The organism is Herbiconiux flava (genome assembly GCF_013409865.1).
Classification (GTDB): domain Bacteria; phylum Actinomycetota; class Actinomycetes; order Actinomycetales; family Microbacteriaceae; genus Herbiconiux; species Herbiconiux flava.
Map to the genome: position 1 here is coordinate 21,785 of NZ_JACCBM010000001.1, position 18,354 is coordinate 40,138.

16 protein-coding genes are annotated in these 18,354 nt (G+C 62.9%); 4 read left to right on the forward strand and 12 right to left on the reverse strand.

The window, feature by feature from the left end; genetic code table 11:
- Nucleotides 1–56: 56 nt before the first annotated feature.
- On the reverse strand, nt 57–203 hold the full coding sequence (locus tag BJ984_RS00120) for a hypothetical protein (protein ID WP_179546301.1): 147 nt from the start codon (nt 201–203) through the stop codon (nt 57–59).
- A 334-nt stretch (nt 204–537) separates the two neighbouring features.
- On the opposite strand from BJ984_RS00120, the gene BJ984_RS00125 reads away from it, so the two are divergent.
- Nucleotides 538–1,110 carry a hypothetical protein gene (locus BJ984_RS00125; protein ID WP_179546302.1) on the forward strand — a complete coding sequence of 191 codons (573 nt, stop codon included), beginning with the start codon at nt 538–540 and terminating at the stop codon, nt 1,108–1,110.
- Complete coding sequence (locus tag BJ984_RS00130; RefSeq protein ID WP_179546303.1) at nt 1,107–1,310, forward strand: hypothetical protein; 204 nt, start codon at nt 1,107–1,109, stop codon at nt 1,308–1,310. The genes BJ984_RS00125 and BJ984_RS00130 overlap by 4 nt, the downstream gene beginning before the upstream one ends.
- Nucleotides 1,311–1,337: 27 nt before the next feature.
- Here the strand turns inward: BJ984_RS00130 and BJ984_RS00135 are convergent, their stop codons facing one another.
- Together BJ984_RS00135 and BJ984_RS00140 are read right to left on the reverse strand one after the other, a co-directional pair.
- Nucleotides 1,338–1,571, reverse strand: a complete 234-nt coding sequence (locus tag BJ984_RS00135) for a hypothetical protein (protein WP_179546304.1) — start codon at nt 1,569–1,571, stop codon at nt 1,338–1,340.
- 95 nt (nt 1,572–1,666) lie between these two features.
- Nucleotides 1,667–2,047, reverse strand: coding sequence for a hypothetical protein (locus tag BJ984_RS00140; RefSeq protein ID WP_179546305.1), 381 nt, complete (start codon nt 2,045–2,047; stop codon nt 1,667–1,669).
- A gap of 60 nt (nt 2,048–2,107) precedes the next feature.
- On the opposite strand from BJ984_RS00140, the gene BJ984_RS00145 reads away from it, so the two are divergent.
- Nucleotides 2,108–3,430: a hypothetical protein gene (locus tag BJ984_RS00145; RefSeq protein WP_179546306.1), complete on the forward strand. Its 1,323-nt coding sequence runs from the start codon at nt 2,108–2,110 to the stop codon at nt 3,428–3,430.
- A 462-nt stretch (nt 3,431–3,892) separates the two neighbouring features.
- The gene (locus BJ984_RS18990) at nt 3,893–4,231 is read left to right on the forward strand and encodes a G5 domain-containing protein (protein ID WP_179546307.1); all 339 of its coding nucleotides are present in this window, start codon (nt 3,893–3,895) and stop codon (nt 4,229–4,231) included.
- A 20-nt stretch (nt 4,232–4,251) separates the two neighbouring features.
- Here BJ984_RS18990 and BJ984_RS00155 read toward each other — a convergent pair whose 3' ends face one another.
- The 9 genes from BJ984_RS00155 to BJ984_RS18995 all read right to left on the reverse strand — a co-directional run bounded on the left by BJ984_RS00155 (nt 4,252) and on the right by BJ984_RS18995 (nt 18,316).
- Nucleotides 4,252–5,724, reverse strand: a complete 1,473-nt coding sequence (locus BJ984_RS00155; RefSeq protein ID WP_179546308.1) for a hypothetical protein — start codon at nt 5,722–5,724, stop codon at nt 4,252–4,254.
- Nucleotides 5,725–5,800: 76 nt separating this feature from the next.
- Complete coding sequence (locus tag BJ984_RS00160; RefSeq protein ID WP_179546309.1) at nt 5,801–7,960, reverse strand: acyltransferase family protein; 2,160 nt, start codon at nt 7,958–7,960, stop codon at nt 5,801–5,803.
- A gap of 238 nt (nt 7,961–8,198) precedes the next feature.
- On the reverse strand, nt 8,199–9,677 hold the full coding sequence (locus BJ984_RS00165) for a malate:quinone oxidoreductase (protein ID WP_271206325.1): 1,479 nt from the start codon (nt 9,675–9,677) through the stop codon (nt 8,199–8,201).
- Nucleotides 9,678–9,726: 49 nt separating this feature from the next.
- Nucleotides 9,727–10,203: a DUF732 domain-containing protein gene (locus BJ984_RS00170; RefSeq protein WP_179546310.1), complete on the reverse strand. Its 477-nt coding sequence runs from the start codon at nt 10,201–10,203 to the stop codon at nt 9,727–9,729.
- 24 nt (nt 10,204–10,227) lie between these two features.
- Nucleotides 10,228–10,992, reverse strand: a complete 765-nt coding sequence (locus BJ984_RS00175; RefSeq protein WP_218869943.1) for a glycosyltransferase — start codon at nt 10,990–10,992, stop codon at nt 10,228–10,230.
- Between the two features lie 378 nt (nt 10,993–11,370).
- Entirely contained in the window at nt 11,371–12,483 is a 1,113-nt protein-coding gene (locus BJ984_RS00180) for a glycosyltransferase (protein ID WP_179546312.1), read from the reverse strand.
- A 162-nt stretch (nt 12,484–12,645) separates the two neighbouring features.
- Complete coding sequence (locus BJ984_RS00185) at nt 12,646–14,709, reverse strand: hypothetical protein (protein ID WP_179546313.1); 2,064 nt, start codon at nt 14,707–14,709, stop codon at nt 12,646–12,648.
- A gap of 580 nt (nt 14,710–15,289) precedes the next feature.
- The gene (locus BJ984_RS00190; protein WP_179546314.1) at nt 15,290–16,837 is read right to left on the reverse strand and encodes a right-handed parallel beta-helix repeat-containing protein; all 1,548 of its coding nucleotides are present in this window, start codon (nt 16,835–16,837) and stop codon (nt 15,290–15,292) included.
- Nucleotides 16,838–17,014: 177 nt separating this feature from the next.
- Nucleotides 17,015–18,316 (reverse strand): O-antigen ligase family protein, encoded by a 1,302-nt coding sequence (locus BJ984_RS18995; RefSeq protein WP_179546315.1) that lies wholly within the window; start codon nt 18,314–18,316, stop codon nt 17,015–17,017.
- Nucleotides 18,317–18,354 lie beyond the last annotated feature (38 nt).

Genomic DNA, 18,354 nt, shown 5'->3' on the forward strand with positions numbered 1-18,354 from the left:
GCCGCAGTTGCGGCACCGTCGGAGTCGACCGCTGTACCTCAAGGCGGGTTCGCGACTCATGCCGCATGTCCCGTCAGGTATTGCTGGAGGAAGGTGATCACCATGTCGTCAAGGTCTTCGCCTCGTGCCGCGGCAATAAGACGAGCCTCGACCTCGAGCGCCTCGGGGATCCCCACTAGGCGCTCGATCTGCTGAGCTGTCATGCGGCGATCCTACTCGGTGTTACAACACCAAACAAGAGGGATGCTCACAGTCCCCGTGCCATCATGAAGCATGCCGAATCAGCCCAAGACACCCATTCGCGGCTTCCGAATTCCCGACGAGCTCTATCGGGCCGCGCAGGCGAAGGCTGCCGACGAGGGCCGCACGCTCACTGATGTCATCCGCGAGTTCCTGGAGAATTACATACACGGCGGTGCTGTAGCGGACCCTGGACAGCGGACGGCCGGTTAAACGAACACCCACCAGGCAGCTCAGACGTGAATTGGGAGCTGATCGACATTCCTGGTTCACATACCAGGGTCTCGGGCATCATCAGTGACCAGCACCGTCACTACTTCCCAGTTCCTGGAGCATCACGAGGCGCCCGGCAGCATTATTGTCGGGCCCATGGGGGAGAACGCGAAGTACGACCATGACGGCGCATGGCGGTCGTTCATCGGTCCGGCGGTTGTGTTCGGGCTGATCGCGACGGGATCGATCGTCGCTGCACTCAGCGGCGGCTCCTCGATCCGTTGGCTCTTCGCGGTGATCGCTGCGGCTGTCTCAGCCACCCTCGGAGTGATCGCCATTCGACTCTTCCGCCGCGAGGTCGCACGCCGTGGCACCGACGACACGGCAAAGCCACAGACCTTGCCCGGGGTAGCAAGTGAACGAGACTGGCTGGACCGCGTCGCTCCCATTAGCAATGGCGCCTACCGCGAGTCGGGCGGCGGCCTGATTCTGTTCGGCGTGATTGCGGTCGCCGGAGGAACCTGGATGCTCATTGCATTGCCCTTCTGGAGACAGTTGCGCCCGATGCCCGCGGGCCCTCTGGGAATCCTCTGCCTCCTCGCAGGGGTTCATTTTCTTCTCCTGGCCGTCAATGTCTTCCGAAGGACGCCCAAGTGACCGACAGCGAGGCGAAGAAGGCGAGATACGCCACTCTGCTTGTCGTAGCGCTTCTCGGGTTCGGAACCGGCGGCCTCTTCGTCGTAACGGCGTTGGATGCCCCGGAAGTCCTCGGTGGGTGGCTGCTCGCGACCGGATGGCTGCTCATCTTCGTCATCTGCTTCGTGGTGGCCTGGCGGCGGTATCAAAGAATGCCGTAAGGCGAGGTTGTTCCTGATCAGATCCGATCAGCTGATGTACTGGCTGTTGATTTCGCCGATCAGTGCTCGTGCGATCTCAGCCCTGGCGCGGAACCAACTTTCCACGACGGTGTTGGCTGTATTCGAGCCGTCCGGATTCGCGTTGGCAGCGTTGGCCGCGGCATCGTCGAACCGCTCGGCCTGTTCCTCGAGCGCTCCGACCAGCACCGAGTACCTGGCGCGGTCGTTCGAAGTCAGGTCGAGTTCCACTCGATTTGTCACGGCACCATGCTTTCAGCCATCGGAGGTCTCGCGGAAGAAGGCTGATCATGGCCGCCTCATTCTTGACGTTTAGTGGATAACTCTGATCGCTGACGTCAGTGAGTTTGACCGGGCGCGGGTACCTCCGCGCGGATCTCCTGACCGTCAACCACGGCGGTCACGCGGAAGATGCTGAAGACGTTTCCGGTTATCCGAATACCCGTCTCGGACGGATCCGCTTGAAAGATCTTGACGAAGTGACCGTCCGCAGGAAGGAAGCCCGACAGGGTGTACCCGAGCAGCACCCGTTGCCCGTAGAAGTCCTGGAATTCAACAGTGACCAGCACGCCGTCGGAGATGATCGCTGCTGCAACATCGACAGTCGGCGTAGACAACCCCGATGCGGCGAGGGCCGGCGTCGTGACGCCCGCAAGTATGACCGGCTCAACCCAGCTGGTGTTCAGTGGTGTATGGCGGATCAGAGCATCGTTGCGCATGCATGGAACTGTACGTCTCATCTCCCGGCGTAGGTCGAGGATTGAACGAAGACACAGGAAGTGCTAGTCAGCGCAAACTTCTCCCGTCATCTCGCATTACGGCTCAGGCCCTTTCGAGCAGGAGTCGATCTGTTACCGTTGCGGAAATGGGGGTGGGGGCCACATCGATACCCGGTGTGCACGGCTTTCGTCCGTCGAATCACAGACAAGGATGCAATGAAGGACATGATGATGTGGCGGAAGGTCCTGGCAGTGCCGGCCGTCGTCGCCCTGGCACTCGGTGGGGCATTGTTGACCACCGGCGCAGCCCACGCTGCAGAAGACACCCTGACGGTCACGAGCCCCACGCCGGACGCTGCCCTGACGTCCCGTACCGTGCTCTTCTCGGGTACCGGATCGGACGGATCGACCGTCAACGTCCTCGATGACGACGGCGACCGCGTGCCGGGAACGGAAGCCGCGGTCGTCGTCGACGGCACGTGGGAGACCACCGGTATCTACGAGGAGTCCGCTGACGTCTCGCAGACCGTGATGATCAATCAGGTCACCGGAGGCTCAGGTGCGGGCGAGGAGACGGTCACGTTCACCCTCCCCCCGGCGTACAACTTCGCCGTGCTGACTCCTGCAGAGGGCCAGACCGTGCTCGCGCGCACCGTGGTGTTCGGGGGTACGGGAACCGACGGTTCGACGGTCAACGTCCTCGACGAAGACGGCAACCGCGTTCCCGGTACGGAAGCGGCCGTCGTCACCGATGGCGTGTGGGCGACCACCGGCACCTACACCGAGGACGACGAGATCGATCAGACCGTCTCCGTCAACCAGGTCACCGGCGGCGCCGGCCGGGGTGAGCAGACCGTCAGCTTCAAGCTGCCTCCGACGCTCCTCCCCGCCCCTGTGATCCTGGCGCCGAAAGCAGGACAGGCTCTCACCGGCCCTGCGGTCACCTTCTCCGGCACCGGCACCCCGGGTGAGAACGTCGTGCTCGCCGTCGCACCGACCGCTCTCGTCAACCAGCCGCAGTCGCTCACTCAGGAGATGCCCGCAGACCCGGAGGACCCGATCCTCGTCGGCAGCGACGGCACCTGGACCGTGACTCTGGCGCTTGACCCGGAGGACTACACCGCCGTCGCCGTGCTCGTCGAGCTCTCCGAAGACGGTTCACTGATCACGGTGCGGTCCGACGTCTCCGACCCCGTCCAGTTCACTCTGGCCGCCGCACCGGCACCCGCTCCGACTCCCGTGACCCCTGCCAAGCCGGCAGCCAGCGGTGGCGACAAGCTCGCGGAAACCGGTCTGGAACTGAATGCACTCGGCCTTGGCGGCGTTCTGGCGCTCGCCGGAGTCGTGCTGCTGGTGGTGCGTCGGAAGGCACGACTCAGCTGACCGCCTTCCTGGAGAAGCCCCTGTCACGTCCAGACCGGACGTGACAGGGGCTTCTCTTTGGTCGGGATCGGAGGTGTCCGTGCGGTGGCGTGGAGGTGGGATGCTCGTCTCGATCGAGCGCCGACTATCATTGGGTAGACGCAAGGGGGAATGATGGGCTCACGCAGCCTGACCGGATGGTCGAGACCGGGCACGAAGAAGATCATGGTCGGAAGCGCGTTGGTCTTCGTCGTCATCGCCACCGTCGCGCTCGTCGTGGTCGCGCTGACCACGCACTCGCGGAGCGACCTCGCGGGAACAGTCCCCGCCGGTGGGCAGGCGTCGGCGTCTCCCACTCCGACTCGGACACCCACTCCGACTCCCACGGCCGCGCCCACGACGACTCCCGCGGTGCCTGCTCCATCACCCACGCCCGGCCCTCTCCCGGTGGTCGAGGGGTCGCCGGAACAGAGCACGGGCTACGTGCAGTTCTCCGACGCCATCCCGTTCGGGAATGTGACCCAAGAAGACCCTTCGCAGCCTGTGGGCGTCTCGTACGTGAGCGTCGCGGGCTCTGAAGGGGTTCTGCTCACCACGGTCGAAGTGATCTACGTCGACGGAGTCGAGACATCCCGTTCCATCATCTCGCGTGAGGTGACAGCGGCGCCGGTCGATCAGGTGACGGTTATCGGCACCGGTGTCGCCGCACCAGAGGTTCCGAGCGATCCCCCGCCCACCGACCCAACCCCGGTCGACCCGGCACCCGAGGAGCCCCCGGTCGACGCTCCGACGACGCCCCCCGTTCCAGCACCCGGGGGGTAGCAGGCCCGAAAGCGGCGCCGCTACCGGCTCTTGGTTCTGGTGATGCGGCGGAAGAGTCGACCGCCATCCCGCCGCAGGATGAACGCCGCGTATTCCAGGCGCCCCTGCCAGCCGGGTTGCCGGTCGTAGGGCAGCTCCGCCAGGTCAGGCCACCCCACGCGAGCGATGTCCCTCGGCATCTGTCCGCTCTTCACGTAGGCGATCGGCAGTCGGAGCATGTTCTCGATGTTCCGCCGGGTGTTGAGCGGGATGATGCTGAACACGAAGGGGGCCGCCCCGTACAGCTGGGTGCTCGCCCAAGCGCCCTGTCGCTGCTCCTGATAGAGCAGGTCAAGCATCTGAGGCACGTCGGCGAAGACAGCCGTCTCAAGCCACTGCTCCACGGCTTGCGTGTTCTCCGGCGTATGGTCCAGGCGCATCCGCTCGAGGAGATCATCGGTGGCCGGAATAGCATCCGAGTCCGTCTCCCGCCAGAAGTATCCGCGACCCACCTCTCCGACATACCCGGTGACCCACCCACGGTCGCTGGGCAGCTCGCCCGCGGCGAGGTAGAAGTCCCTGGCCTTGCCCTCGTTCGCGTCGTATCCGATGGCTTCCAAGTAGGTTCTGCGGTCGTCGTCATCGGGAGTCGGGATCGTCAGCAGGCGGTGACGCAAGCCATAACGGCCGACGACCGCGCGAGCATAGGCGGTGTCCGCCTTCCGAAAATCGTGGTACTCGAAAGTCACGAACTCGCAGTTCGCCAACCGGTCACGGACCGCTGACATGATGATCCGGCTGTCGCGGCCACTCGTCAGCGGCAGGATGGTGGTCGTGTGCGAAGTGAGCGCGGCCATCACGGCCGATGTGCTCGTCGCGATCTCCGTAGTCGCCGCGTCGACCTCGGACTGCTTCGTGAAGCGAGCCAGCGGCGCAGCCGGCCAGTGCCGATCCACCGCCCACGTCGATGTGTCGAGGCGATGATCAGGGAGGACACGGCCGATCGCCGGGTCGCTCGTGGCACCGGATGGGAAGAACTGGTTCTTCTTCAGCACTCTCCGGCTGTACCGGCCTTCCCCGAAGCTGTCGTCGCGGCCCCAGTTGACGATCGACGTGGTCGATGCGATCACGCTCTCCTCCTCCGAGAAGACCACTCCGAGCGAAGCGGATGGGTCGACGTACACCCGGAGGCCGCCCGCGACGACGAGGAAACAGGCCCATCGACCAGCTAGGGCGTAGAGCGTCTCCTCCACGCCGTCAGGATCACCCGGGGCCGGCTCTGAGATCTCGAACGACCCCGTCTCGTGGGCGAAGCGCCCATCCTCGAGGATCACCCATCCGAGAATCCACCCGACGGCTATCTCACCCCGTCTAACCTCCGTCACTGGGAGGCTGGGACTCACGCCACAGCGCCACCCGAAGTGCTGCGTCGTCACGAACCCTTCGGGCATCGGCCGGGGCACCCGGGTGATGATGAACTGATCGTGCATGGGCGGGCGGGCGGTGCTGTGCATGTGGTTCCTAGTCTCGTCCACCGATCGCAGAGCGACGGTGATCTCCGACCACCTTACAGTCGACGGTTGTCGAACCTCACCCCGTCAGAGCGGTCACGATATCGCCCACGACGTATGGGCTCAGAGTGCCTGCATAGGTCGCCGTGATGTGAGCGCCGCTGTCTCGGTAGACGGGAACATTGCCCACCACTGCAGGACAGAAATCGTCAGCACAGAAGAGCGAAGTCAGATCGAACAGCTGAGTGCCAGGGGCGAGAGGAGCCGCATCTGAAATGGCATCGGGTCGCGACTCGCTGAGCGGAGTTCCGCAGTCGTTGTTCCTCACGTCGAATCCGACTCTCTGATAGCAGAGGATCGACTCCTCGGATGCTCCGGGAACGTCAGCGAAGACGATGAGCCGCGTACCCGACGCGAGCACCTGACGATAAGCCTCGGCGGCCGCTTCGGGGTCATAGGTCTTGGCTCGAGAAGACGTGGTGATCACCACGTCGTAATCCCCCGACGCCACCTTCTCGAGGATCTTGGGCTGCATGTCACCGCACGTCGACGTCGCCCTGGTCGAGAGGATGCAGCCATCACCGGTGTAGGCGTTCAACGACCAGTTGTTCTTCCCGGACTCCGGGATGATGGCCGCCATCAGCGACTGCGCATGGCTGTCCCCGACGATCGCGATCTTGGTCGCGTCCTCGGGAGCATTCCCGTAGTGGCAACTCGTCAGCGAACCGGTGAGGTTGATCCAGCACAGCTCCTTGCCTCGGATCTGCAGCTTGTCGGTTGCGGCATAGGCGGGAGCGGGATCGAGCTGGTCCCCGAGGTCGACCCCTGAGCAGCCGGATTGCGGATCCATGATCGCTGCTCCGCGACACCGCACAGCATCGCTGACGATCGGGCCGTCCTCGCCTGCCGGGATGACCGGACTGCCGTCTTCCGCAACCTGAGCCTGCTGCTGCCCGCCGGGGTTCAGGGCGACCACGACGACAGCCGTCGTCGCACCGACCAGCACCGCGGCCAGGGCGATCTTCGGAAGAGTCGAGCGGAGGAACTTCTGGCGCTTCTTGCGGCGGCGGCGACGCTCCCTCGATGACAGAGTCTTCGAGGACAGCCATCCCGACCGCCGGATGGGATCCTCCACCAGGTGGTACGAGAGCACGCTGAGAGCCACGATGAGCCCAGCGGCTACGGCGTAATAAAGCACGCTGTCTCCCGGCATGACCGCGAGCAGCAGGATGAGCACGGGGAAGTGCCAGAGATAGAGCGAGTAGGAGATGTCGCCGACGTAGCGAGTCGCCGGGTTGGTCAGGGGCCACAGGTAAGGCTGGGTGCCGTGCTCGCCCGCCAGCAGCACCATCGCGGTCGCGAGGACGGGAAGCGCTGCGAGCGGAGCAGGGAATCCCGCAGCGGGATCGACGACGAAGCAGGCGGCGACGATCGTCAGGAAGCCCAGCCAGCTGAGTACGGTCCTGAGAGCGACGCTCTTCGTTCGGAAGTACGTGCCGAACACGGCGACGAGGGCTCCGACCCCGAGCTCCCACGCTCGGTCGACGGAGCTGAAGTATGCCAGGTTGACGTCGGTCGCGGTCAGGAAGAGCGCGTATCCGAACGAGGCGGCGGAGACGACTCCGATCGTCAGGCCCACCGCGAGCCGACGGCGGCCCGTACTCCATGAGAAGAGCTTGACGCCGAGCGCCAACACCCCGAGCATCAGCCACGGCCAGACCAGGTAGAACTGCTCCTCGACGGCCAGTGACCAGTAGTGCTGCACCGGCGAAGGGATCAGGTCCTGCTGGAAGTAGTCCGCGCCCTGGAGGGCGAGATTCCAGTTCGAGACGAAGAGCAGCGACCAGAACGAGTCCGTGAGGGTCTGCAGGAAACGCACGCCTGGCGTCAGGACCCAGGATGCGAGCACGGTGGCGAGCAGCACGAGAACCGCTGCCGGCATGATCCGTTTGATACGTCGTTTGTAGAATCCCGAGAAGGAGATGGTGCCCGACCGCTCGTGCTCCCGGAGCAGCAACCCGGTGATGAGGTAGCCGCTCAGCACGAAGAAGACGTCCACACCGATGAAACCACCCACGGGCCAACCGGTGAGGTGGTTCAGGATGACAGCGACGACCGCGAGAGCGCGCAATCCTTGCACATCTCGTCTGACGGGGTGGCGCGGCGGCGCCTCCGGCGTCAATTCGCGGTTCTCGCTGTTCCGTACGACGGGCTCGGGAAAGCCGTAGTGGCGTCTCATCCGCGTCTTGCTGGACGACGAGTCATGTGGACGATGGGTTCGTCGCGACGATCTGGGCATCGGGGTCGACCTTCAGGGCTCATTGCGGACGTCACCGCCCGACGCTGGGATCGTCGAACGCAAGCGGGTCGTTACGGCGTCGATTCAGCTAGTGGGATCGTACCCGACAGGTGTGCAACCACGTCAATCCTGGGATCAACCGGTCGTTCTTCGTGCCGAACGACCCATGGGTCGGCCCTCAGCGGGTCAGGACGAGAACTTTGGCTGTCGCGCTCAGCGTCTTGTCGGCTGCACGTGGGTCGGAGTTCAAGGACGCTCCGAACGACGGGATCATCTTCTTGAGCGTCCTCTCCCACCCGCCGTACTGTTCGGGGAAGCAGCGCTTGAGCAGATCGACCATGATCGGCACCGCGGTCGACGCACCCGGCGACGCTCCCAGGAGTCCCGCGATCGAGCCGTCGGCGGAGGTGACGATCTCGGTGCCGAACTGGAGCACCCCGCCGCGTTTGGAGTCCTTCTTCATCACCTGCACCCGCTGACCGGCCGTGATGAGGTACCAGTCCTCGGCTCGGGCTGTGGGCATGAACTCACGCAGCGCGTCGAGCTTCTTCTTCTTGCTGGCGAGGAGTTCGCCGATCAGATACTTCATCAGATCGAAGTTGTCTCGAGCCACTGCGAGCATCGGTCCGAGATTGTGCAGCCTGATCGAGGCCGGCAGGTCGAGCCACGATCCCTGCTTCAAGAATTTCGGGCTGAAACCCGCGTAGGGCCCGAACAGCAGAGACGACTGGCCGTCGACCACCCGGGTGTCCAGATGGGGAACCGACATGGGTGGGGCGCCCACCGCCGCCTTCCCGTACACCTTGGCCTGATGCTGGGCCACGACCTCCGGGTTGTCGGTGCGGAAGAACTGTCCGCTGATGGGGAATCCGCCGAAACCCTCGATTTCAGGAATCCCTGACTTCTGCAGCAGGGGAAGTGCATGCCCACCCGCGCCCACGAAGACGAAGCGGGCATTCATGCCGTACGGCGTCGTGCCGACACGCTCACGCAACGAGATGTCCCAGCTGCCGTCCTTCTTGACCTTCTTCAAGTTCGTCACCTGGGTCTCCAGGCGCAGGTCCGCCCCCTGGGACACCAGGTAGTCGAAGAGCTGCTGCGTGAGTGCACCGAAATCGACATCGGTGCCCGAGTCGATCCGGGTCGCAGCGATCTTCTCGTCCTTCTGCCGATCGCGCACGAGAAGAGGAGCCCACGAGTAGATGACCTTCGGGTCGTCGCTGAACTCGATGCCCTTGAACAGAGGCTCATCGCGCAGCAGCTCGTAGCGGCGGCGAAGGTAGTCCACGTTGTCGGCGCCGCGCACGAAGGTCATGTGCGGGGTGGGGTTGATGAAGGTTTCCGGATGGGGAAGAACTCCGTCGGCGACGAGGGACGCCCAGAACTGCCGGCTCACCTGGAACTGCTCATTGATCTTGACCGCGCGCGACGTCTCGAGTGATCCGTCGGACGCCTCGGGCATGTAGTTCAGCTCGGCCAGCGCGGCATGGCCGGTACCGGCGTTGTTCCACGGGTTCGAGCTCTCTTGCGCGACCGCGCTCAGCTGCTCGAAGATGACGATGGACCAATCCGGCTGCAGCCGCTTGATCATCGTTCCGAGCGTGGCACTCATGATGCCACCACCGATCAGGACGACATCCACGCTCTTTGTGCTCACGAACCCGATTCTACGCCGCTTGTATACAACCAGGGAACGAGGTTGACGATCACTGCGGGCAGTACACACTCATCGCGGCGATGACGACGTCATTGTTGTGGACATCGTCGATGACGACGATCTCATCGACAGGCGCGCCCGCGCCCGCTGCCTCGCATACGCGTTGGGCTGCCCCGACCAGATCACCGTCAGGTGGACGCCCTTCGGGCCAGCTCTGCTGCATGATTGCCAGGAACGCCTCGTCCGACGTCGCTTGGGGCTTCTCGGCCTCCGTCATCGAAGTCTCGTCGGGTGCCGGCACCGCCTCCGGTTGGGGAGGTTCGGAAGATGCAGGGGGCGCCGGGTTCGAGGTGCTGCTGGTCGGCCCAGGGATTCCCGTCGCGGCGATCGAAGAGTCGGGAGTCGGAGCGGTCGCGGATTCAGCAGTCGCACCGTCGGGCGTCGAGACGAACCCGGGTAGCGGCGAACAACCACCCAGAATCATGCCACTGGCGATCAACCCGATCGCGACCCATCTTCTCTTCATGTCCGGAGCCTATTCGTCAAGCCCTTATTTGACGATGAGACCGAGCTTCTGCAAGATCAAGCGGCTCTTGACCTGCCAGGTGGCGTCAGCCGGCACGTCTCCCGGCGCCCGCGCCACTCGTTCTCCCTGTCGGTCTAGGGCATGAATCCAGTCGACCTGGTGGTCGCGGTCGATCACAGCGACGCTCGTCAAGCCCCGACTGTTGGCGCCCTCGATCGGTGTCGTCAAGACCGGAAGGCCTGCGGCACGGTACTCGTACGTCTTGATGACGTCTCCACCCACCTCGCCGACCCCCACGTTGTGTGGCACCCAGCCGATGTCGAACCTGGTGAGCAGGCTGGGCACGTCTTCGTAGTGCACGTCGCCCAGCAACTCGACGTTGGGCATCGATTCGAGCGGCTTACGGTACTCGGCATCGAGGATCGGGCCGGCAAAGATGAATTGCATACCGGGGAACGCCGCGGCGACCTTGAGGATCAGGTCGAGGTCAAGACGTTTGCCGATTTTGCCGACATAACCGATCGTCGTGGGTCCAGCAGCTTGGGAATGAGTGTCGAAACGCTGCGGATCGACGCCGTTGGGAAGCAAGATCACGTCGTCCCTGCCGAACCGGCGCGCCAGCTCAACAGTTCCCTCAGCGTTGGCAGTGACGACCGAGGCCGCATCGAACGACGCCGCATACGCTCGTTCTACCTCAGGCTTGATCGATTGGAAAGCGAAATGAACAGTCCAGTCGTCGAGAAGATCGATTACGGTCGGCTGCCCCGAGGTGAAGGGGTTGGCACCCACGGCCGCTTGGGAGACGAACGGGTTCCAAACGACTGCGGGTGCCGCCGAGTCTTCGAGGTAAAGAGAAGGGTAGCTCTGAGCGGACCCGACCCACCACCGTCGGCGATCCCGAATCGAGGGAAGCCGCCACGTCTGAGTTTCGATTGGGCGGGTGTTCTGCGCCACGGCGCGACCGGCCGGTTGCCGGTACGGCAGAAAGGCGGGTTCCGGCCTAGACACGACACCCACCTCGCCGCGATCCTCGAGGTGCCTACCGAACCACTCGATCATGTGGCCGTCACGTGTTCGATACCCCTCGCTCAGCAGCTTGCGCTGACCATGCATGGGATAGGCGAAAAGTGCCGGAGGGCGTGATCGCGAGGACACATTCACCTAGTCCTACTTCCGTCGGGACGTGTCGATCAAGCGAAGAAGTGCCTGCTCATAGCCCTCGCACACTGCTTCCCAGCTGTAGATCTCCCGGGAGCGCACAAACGCCCCTTCACGGAGGACCTCCTGTTGGGCCGAGTCGGAGAGCAGAGCCAATACCGCGTCACGGATCGCCTCGGGGGTAGGGTCGACGAAACGTCCGAAGTCTCCGAGTACCTCGCGGTTATAGACTGTGTCGCGCGCCACGACGGGGGCTTTGCACGCCATCGCCTGCACCAGTGCCGGGTTCGTTCCACCCACGCTATGGCCGTGGAAGTACACGCCCGCATGCTGCCAGAGAGCGAACAACCTGCGGTCGTCATTGACATGACCGAGCCATCTGACGTTCTGGCGCCTCTCACTCAACGCGCGAGCACGCTCATCGAACTCGCCTCCATAACCCGAGGAACCCACGATCACGACATCCGTGTCAGATGGCATGAGTTCTACCGCGCGCAGGAACTCCTCGATCGTGTTCTCGGGCACGAACCGCGCGACCACCAAAACGTAACCCCTGCTGGTCAATCCGGGCTCGACGGGCAGGCCGCCGGGAACGTCGCCGCCGTACGGGATGAAGGTTCCCTCGACACGGAAATCGTTCCGCCAACGGCGCACTATCTCGTGAGAGTCGCAGACAAGCTCGTCAGCCCATAGCGCCGACGCGCGGGCACCCACCCTGAAGACGAATTTGGCCGCCCTTCCCCACTTTTGGCGGTCCCACTCGATCCCGTCCACGTTGAGCAGGGTAGGTATGCGTCGCACCTTGAAGAACGGAAGCCAGAAACCGTTCGCCACGTTCATGACCAGAACGACATCCGGCTTGTCCACCGCAGCCTTAAAACTCGAGGTAAGTCCGTACGACAGAGTGCTCGCCGATTTGGAGTCGATCCCACGACTGAGCGAGGTCGTGACTCTCGGGTCGCGGTCTGGATCGTCCACTCTGGTGGAGCCGACCCGGCCGAAGACCTCGACATCCCATCCGCGGTCGGCGAGGTAGGGGGCCAGTTTGCGGACCGCAGTTTCGAACCCGCCATAATAACTCGGGTACCCGCGGGTACCGACGATTGCGACCGAATTCCCCAATGTGCCTCCAAGATCAACGACTTCTTCTGGAGAAGCGTCGTTGGTCCCCGTCGTGCGCCCCAGGGCTGGCCTGGCGACTGTCCGTATAGTGTGGCATAGCTACGCCGAGGAGTTGTGCCCGTATGGACTACTGCGACGCCTAGGAACCTGCATTGAGGCGGGTCACGGAAGCTGCCGCCAGAGGCTTCCCTCCCAGAAGTAGGACACCACCTTGTCCTGTGTGAGCAAGACCGGCTGCGAACCGATGTTTCTCGTCCGTGTTGCCGTCCCGTGGGCGATTGTGGACGATCCCGTCCCGACTGCAAAAATATTCAACCGTTGTGCCCGACGCCGCCCCGGCAGGAACGGCGCCAATACTTGCGCACCTGTCGGTTTGAGTTGAATAGTGATGTTGTCGTCTTCCGAAGCCCAGACAGAAGTCAGCGCCCCGTTGACGGTGCCCTCGAAGTAATGGAAAGCCGAAGATAGATCGCTCCGGGCGATCGTAGGATCGTAGCGACACCTCCACTTCAGCGAACTGTTGCCTTCGTAGGTTCCCGGCATGATGCGGAAGGGGTAGTCGAACACGACGTCGTCCAGTGTGACTTCCTGCCCCCCACCTGTTATGAATCGATCGGCGCGGACCGCAGCGCTCTGGCTCTGCTTGAGGCCGACGTTCCGAAGAGTGAGGCGGTTCATCGATGGCTGCCCACCCGTCAACTGACTGCTGTAGCAGTACTGGATCGAACCCGCCTCATTGAGCGTGAAGTCGAAGACGGCATCGCTGACAGTGACGTCGGAGTTCTTGTTCCTCACGACGGCGTAGGTGACCCCGGTTACACCGGCCGACGAGGTGAAACGCATGTTCCGGACGTCGAGCATCGCGTTGGTGCAATCGATACCCCAGCGGGAGTTGGTCACGACCAGCCCATCGACGTAGGCATTCGGCGATGTGTATCGCTTACCGACGTCCGTGTGGCCCGTCGGGTTGACGGTCACGAAGAGCGCAGTCTTAACGATGTTGACCAGGGTCACGTTCGTGATGACATGACCCCAGGACCGGCCACCCTTCTCGCCTTCGGTGTGGACCATCACACCGATATCCATCCAGTCGGCCCTGCAGTCGGAGACCATGTGAGCCTTGCCGCGGAGGGCAAATCCGGCCGCTCCCGCCCCGCCGCTACTGGCAGAGCAGTTCGCGAAGCGGATGCTCTCGCTCGCATGGTGCGTGTCGAATGCAGATCCGGAAGTTCCAGTGGAGTGGCAGTTGATGATCTTGTTCGCGTAGCTCCGCCCGTGGTTCACGTACTCCTTGGTATTGGCCGCGATCCGAGGCGTGTCATCCGTGTATGCGTGACGGACGAAGCGCATTGAACTATTCTGGACTATTCCGCCCGTGCCGCATTGATCGATCACTCCGTACCCCAGCTGGTTCGGGGTCGTGCCCGTGTTGTTCACCGCATAGCCGATGTCGACGCTGTCGACGAGATAGTTGTAGCAGCCTTGGAGGGAGATGACCGGCCCGCCGGCTCTCGGACACTTGACGTCTGCCACGATCGGCCGGAAAAGACCCGCCAATTGGATCAGCACACCATAGCCGCCGCTCGTCGAGAGGCCGACATCGGAGGTTTGAACAGTGAAACCTCGGAACTCGAACGAATCCTTCGGCACCGCGACCAATCGGATATTGGTCGCGTACGACTCGCGCAACCGGCCGACTGTGTAGAGCGTCGTACCCGAGATGCGTTTCACGACGGCATACTCGCCAATCCGAGAGGCGACGTCACCAGACTGGCTTCGAGCGTCGTCAATCACATCGTCAGCAACGATTTTGAAAACGTCACCTTCCCTGAGATCGCTGTTCCCGGCCGTCGTGATCCGATGGACCTGAGTAGTCGCGGGTTCGCCAGGATTGCTGCTCGGCTCGTCGACCAGAGCGATGGCGGTGACACCAACCGCGGTGGCCCAGCTCGGTGAGACGGCCACCACCGGCGCTTTTGCATTCTGGACGAGCGTCGCACCGTAACCCACGAGGCGGATGTTCCCGCGACCCGCATTCAGCGGACCGCTGAGGTTGTAGGTACCTGGAGCCAGAATGGCTGTGCCATTTTCCGGCACCGTCGCAATGGCCGCAGAAATTCCCGCCGTCGAGTCCCCCGAACCGTCAGGAAAGATATTCGGAAAGTTCGCCGACGAGACGTAGAGGCCCACCTCCTCGATTCGCCGGGCGATAGCTTCGCTGTCCATCGTGACAGGAGCCGCGTGTGCTGGGCTCGCATTCGATATCGCGGTCGCACCTACGGCAGCGGAGGCCAGACCCCACCCCAATAGAGAACGACGGGTGTGCTTAAACTGCGTTTCGTTCGACATTTGCTTCCCCAAAAAGTGAATGTCTGGTTGAGGCGGTTACGCCCCGTGCCTGAACCATACATCCACTTCCGGCTCTTTGGATGCCGTCGCGGTGAGCGCGCGACTGCCGCCTCGTAAACCGGAGGGAGGTTGATGCGTCCGCAGTGGCCGCACCGCGATCACACGCCACTGACCTGTCGCGGTGATCCTGCGCTTTCGACGAGCACTGCACCGCGACCTCCGCAGAGAAGGTCCATACCGCCTGCGAGCACGATGAACGGGCCGCTCCGCCCCGTTCCGTACTGAAAAATCGGATAGCACGGGATCGTGTGCCCGAACGACAACGAGGTCGATCTTTGGGACTGCTTCGGGACAGAACGGGAGAGTGAAAGCCTCCTGATCTTCGCTCCTGCCGCGATGCGTGATCATACGCACGGCCGAGGACGGACGATGTCGCAGCCGCTCCCCGGGCCACCTATCAACTGATCAGAAGATTACCGGTGGCTGTAGCGAAGAACACGAAACCGATGCCCTTCGTCGCCCCTACGCTGGATGCCACTAACACATCGTTCACCAAAGCCCAGGTAAAGGACGGATCCTCGGTCGATTCACCTTTGATCCAACCACCGCTGCTGATCAGCACTACGGTCTCGACCGGACCTGAGTCCGAAGATGCCTTCGAAACCATCAGGATATACGTGGACGACCGCGCGTCTGTGACGGCCCTCCGTTTTGCCGTGATCACGACCAGCGCACCGTACTCCTTGCCCGCCCGCTCCACATCGCGGCAGGTGAATGTCGGTGCGGATCCGCCGGGCGAGAAACTCGCGGTGGACTGGGCCGTGGACGAACCTGCGAATTTCTCCAACCGCGAGAACGTGGCGAGACCGACGCCCGCCGTCGACGGGTAGCGGTCGCCTTCTCCGGCGCGCGGGCTGAAGCCGTCATCGACGATGGGCATGATTCCCACGGAGTCCGCGAAATGGTACCGATTGTGGGCGGTTCCGACGCCCAGTGGCTCCGCCCCCAGGTAAGTCGGCGGATGATCGTCGTAGATTACTGAGTTGAGCCCGACACTGCAGGCTTGAGCTGCGCCCTCCACGTAGATCGCATGGCGCGTGTAGTAGGTGATCTGGTTGGAGGTCGCGACGAGCCTGAGGCTCTCGCCCGTCTCATGCCCACTTATGTGGATGCCATCCGATGGGACCACCTGTCCGGGCCACGCGATATTATTTCCCGTGATGTTCGCGGTCCTCGCCGCCGAGAGCTTTATAGCCTCCGTCCCGGCCTCGAAGCAGTTGTTGTTGTGGATGTGGACCCAGTTCGATTCGCCGATGTAGATGTTGTTCTTCTTTTCCAGCACGCGAGGGCTCCCTCCCTCGCGGTTCTGGTTATGGGTTAGGAAGAAGAACGTGTTGTCCGTCACTGTCACGCCGTCGATCGAATCGCAATGAACGTGAGATTCGTAGGCGCGGTTCACGATGTTCCCGCTGAAGACGCAGTCGCTGTTCACTCCCCACGGTGCATCCTCGTGGCGGCTCGCCTTCCAGGCGTAGTCGACCTCCCCGAAGTGGTTGTTCGAGATGACGATCATGGCATTCGAGTGATCAGGCAGCGCTGAGTTCGCGGGGTGCGAGATGGCGACCTCTGCGCCATAGAAGAAGCAGTCATTGATCAGCAACTCGCGACACCCATCGATCTCGATGAAAGAGGAGCCCCGGGGTATGGCCGCGCCGTTCGCGGAGGCAAGAGTGCGGAGAAACCGGATGCCTTGGACCTGTGATTTGAACGCCCTGCGGTCGCGGCCGTTGCCGAATACCCACTTCGATGTCGGCGAGAACGAGATCGCCCCGCCCCCTCTAGCGCTGACGAAGGGTGGAAATCTGAGCACGCCGTCGAAGCGCAAGGGCAGATCGGAGAAGTCCACCGTTCCTCGTCCAAAATCTGCTACTGCCGATACGGCGGCCTGGAAAGCGGCTGCATTTTCGACGCCGGTTTTCTCCCGCCCCGCCCCGAAATCGAGCACAGAGGTGGTTTCGACTCCGGAGGGTGGCACGGCCGCCTGAGCCGGTTGAGCACCTCCGAGAACTCCGGCAGCGACGAGTGGGCTCGCGATCAGGCCCGCCCGCAAGATGTCTCGACGCTCAATGCCATGGTCTGTGACGTCGCGAGACGCCCCGGAGTTCCTCACCTTCGGAGCCGATCAGCGTGCGAGGTGATCGCGTGTCCGAAGGACCGCTGACGTAGTGATGACTTCCGGGTTCGACGTATCGGCTTTCCCGAATGCTCGACGCGCCAGATACCCCAATGTGAAGAACCACAGATAGAGCAGCGACCCTCCCAGCATGCCCCAGCTCGTGAGCCCCACAACGGAAACTGCCAGTGTCATGAGGACCAGCGCCCGAGAATAACTACCCCGCTCGTCTGTGCGGCGGAAGGCTGGAATCGCGCGCACGGAGAAGACGATCGATGGAAAAAAGAGGAGCACCGCACCCGCGAGGCCCAGCTCAGCCAGGGCCAGCAGGAACATGTTGTGCACCGGCCAGCCACTGCCGGTGAGAGCGTCGAACTGGCCGAAGTAGGGAATGTAATTGCCGGGTCCCACGCCGATGAGCAAGTTGTCGGGGATGTGCTTCAGCGCCACTGCAGCAAGGTGATCTCGAGCGCCTCCCGCCGGGTCCTCCGTGAGGCGCACGATGAACTGATCGAGGAACAAGAAACCCACTACACCAACGATTCCCAGGATCGCGAGTCGCCCTCCGAGCTTGCTGGATCGCGGCAGAAGTAGCGCCCACAGCACCAACACCATCGCCATGACGACGAAATTGGTACGACTGACGGAGAGACCCACTGGAATGAGGCAAACGATGATCGTCAGGATCGCCAGACGGCGCGCGATCGCGTCCACCGATCTCGTGACCGGCAACGCGAGGACGACTACGAAGATCATCGCTTTGCCGAGATTACCGGGGTGACCGAACGAGCCTGAAGCTCTGCCCACAGTGAATTCGGTGGTGGTCGACTCGCTAGGAAATAGCATCACGCCTTGCGTCTGCAGCACAGCCACCAGAGTCTGAAATACGGCGGCGGCGAAGCAGAAGAAGATGAACCACCGATCGAAACGCGGGCTCTCCTGATGCCGATTAGCGAGGTAGAGTCCGACGCCGAACGCCAGAGCGGCGACGACGTAACCGTTGAAGCTGCTCCAAGTCGAATCTGTGACGTTCGTCCAGCCCAAGATCATCAGAACGAGGAGGTAGGCGATCAGCGGAACGAAGGCGAATGGGAAACTCTTCCCCTTGCGCCCGAAGAGAGCCACGATCCCGACGATGACCATCGCGCTCATCGCGATCGGCGCATTGAGCCCGGCGAAACCGAGCAGATTCGACCGAGGGAGCCCGAAGAGGGCGATGACGATGATAGCGCTCAGGGTGATGGTTACACCGATCGCACTGAAGGAGAGCGCGCCAAGGAAGGCTACGACGATGGCGATGATGGTCGACACGTCTCCCCTTTTCTCAGGTCACACCCGGCTTCTTCCGA

Excerpts from the sequence above, each read along its gene's own strand:
- BJ984_RS00185 (WP_179546313.1), bottom strand. The coding sequence starts at position 14,709 with ATGGACAGCGAAGCTATCGCCCGGCGAATCGAGGAGGTGGGCCTCTAC.
- BJ984_RS00170 (WP_179546310.1), bottom strand. The coding sequence starts at position 10,203 with ATGAAGAGAAGATGGGTCGCGATCGGGTTGATCGCCAGTGGCATGATT.
- BJ984_RS00140 (WP_179546305.1), bottom strand. The coding sequence starts at position 2,047 with ATGCGCAACGATGCTCTGATCCGCCATACACCACTGAACACCAGCTGG.
- BJ984_RS00155 (WP_179546308.1), bottom strand. The coding sequence starts at position 5,724 with ATGCACAGCACCGCCCGCCCGCCCATGCACGATCAGTTCATCATCACC.
- BJ984_RS00160 (WP_179546309.1), bottom strand. The coding sequence starts at position 7,960 with ATGAGACGCCACTACGGCTTTCCCGAGCCCGTCGTACGGAACAGCGAG.
- BJ984_RS00120 (WP_179546301.1), bottom strand. The coding sequence starts at position 203 with ATGACAGCTCAGCAGATCGAGCGCCTAGTGGGGATCCCCGAGGCGCTC.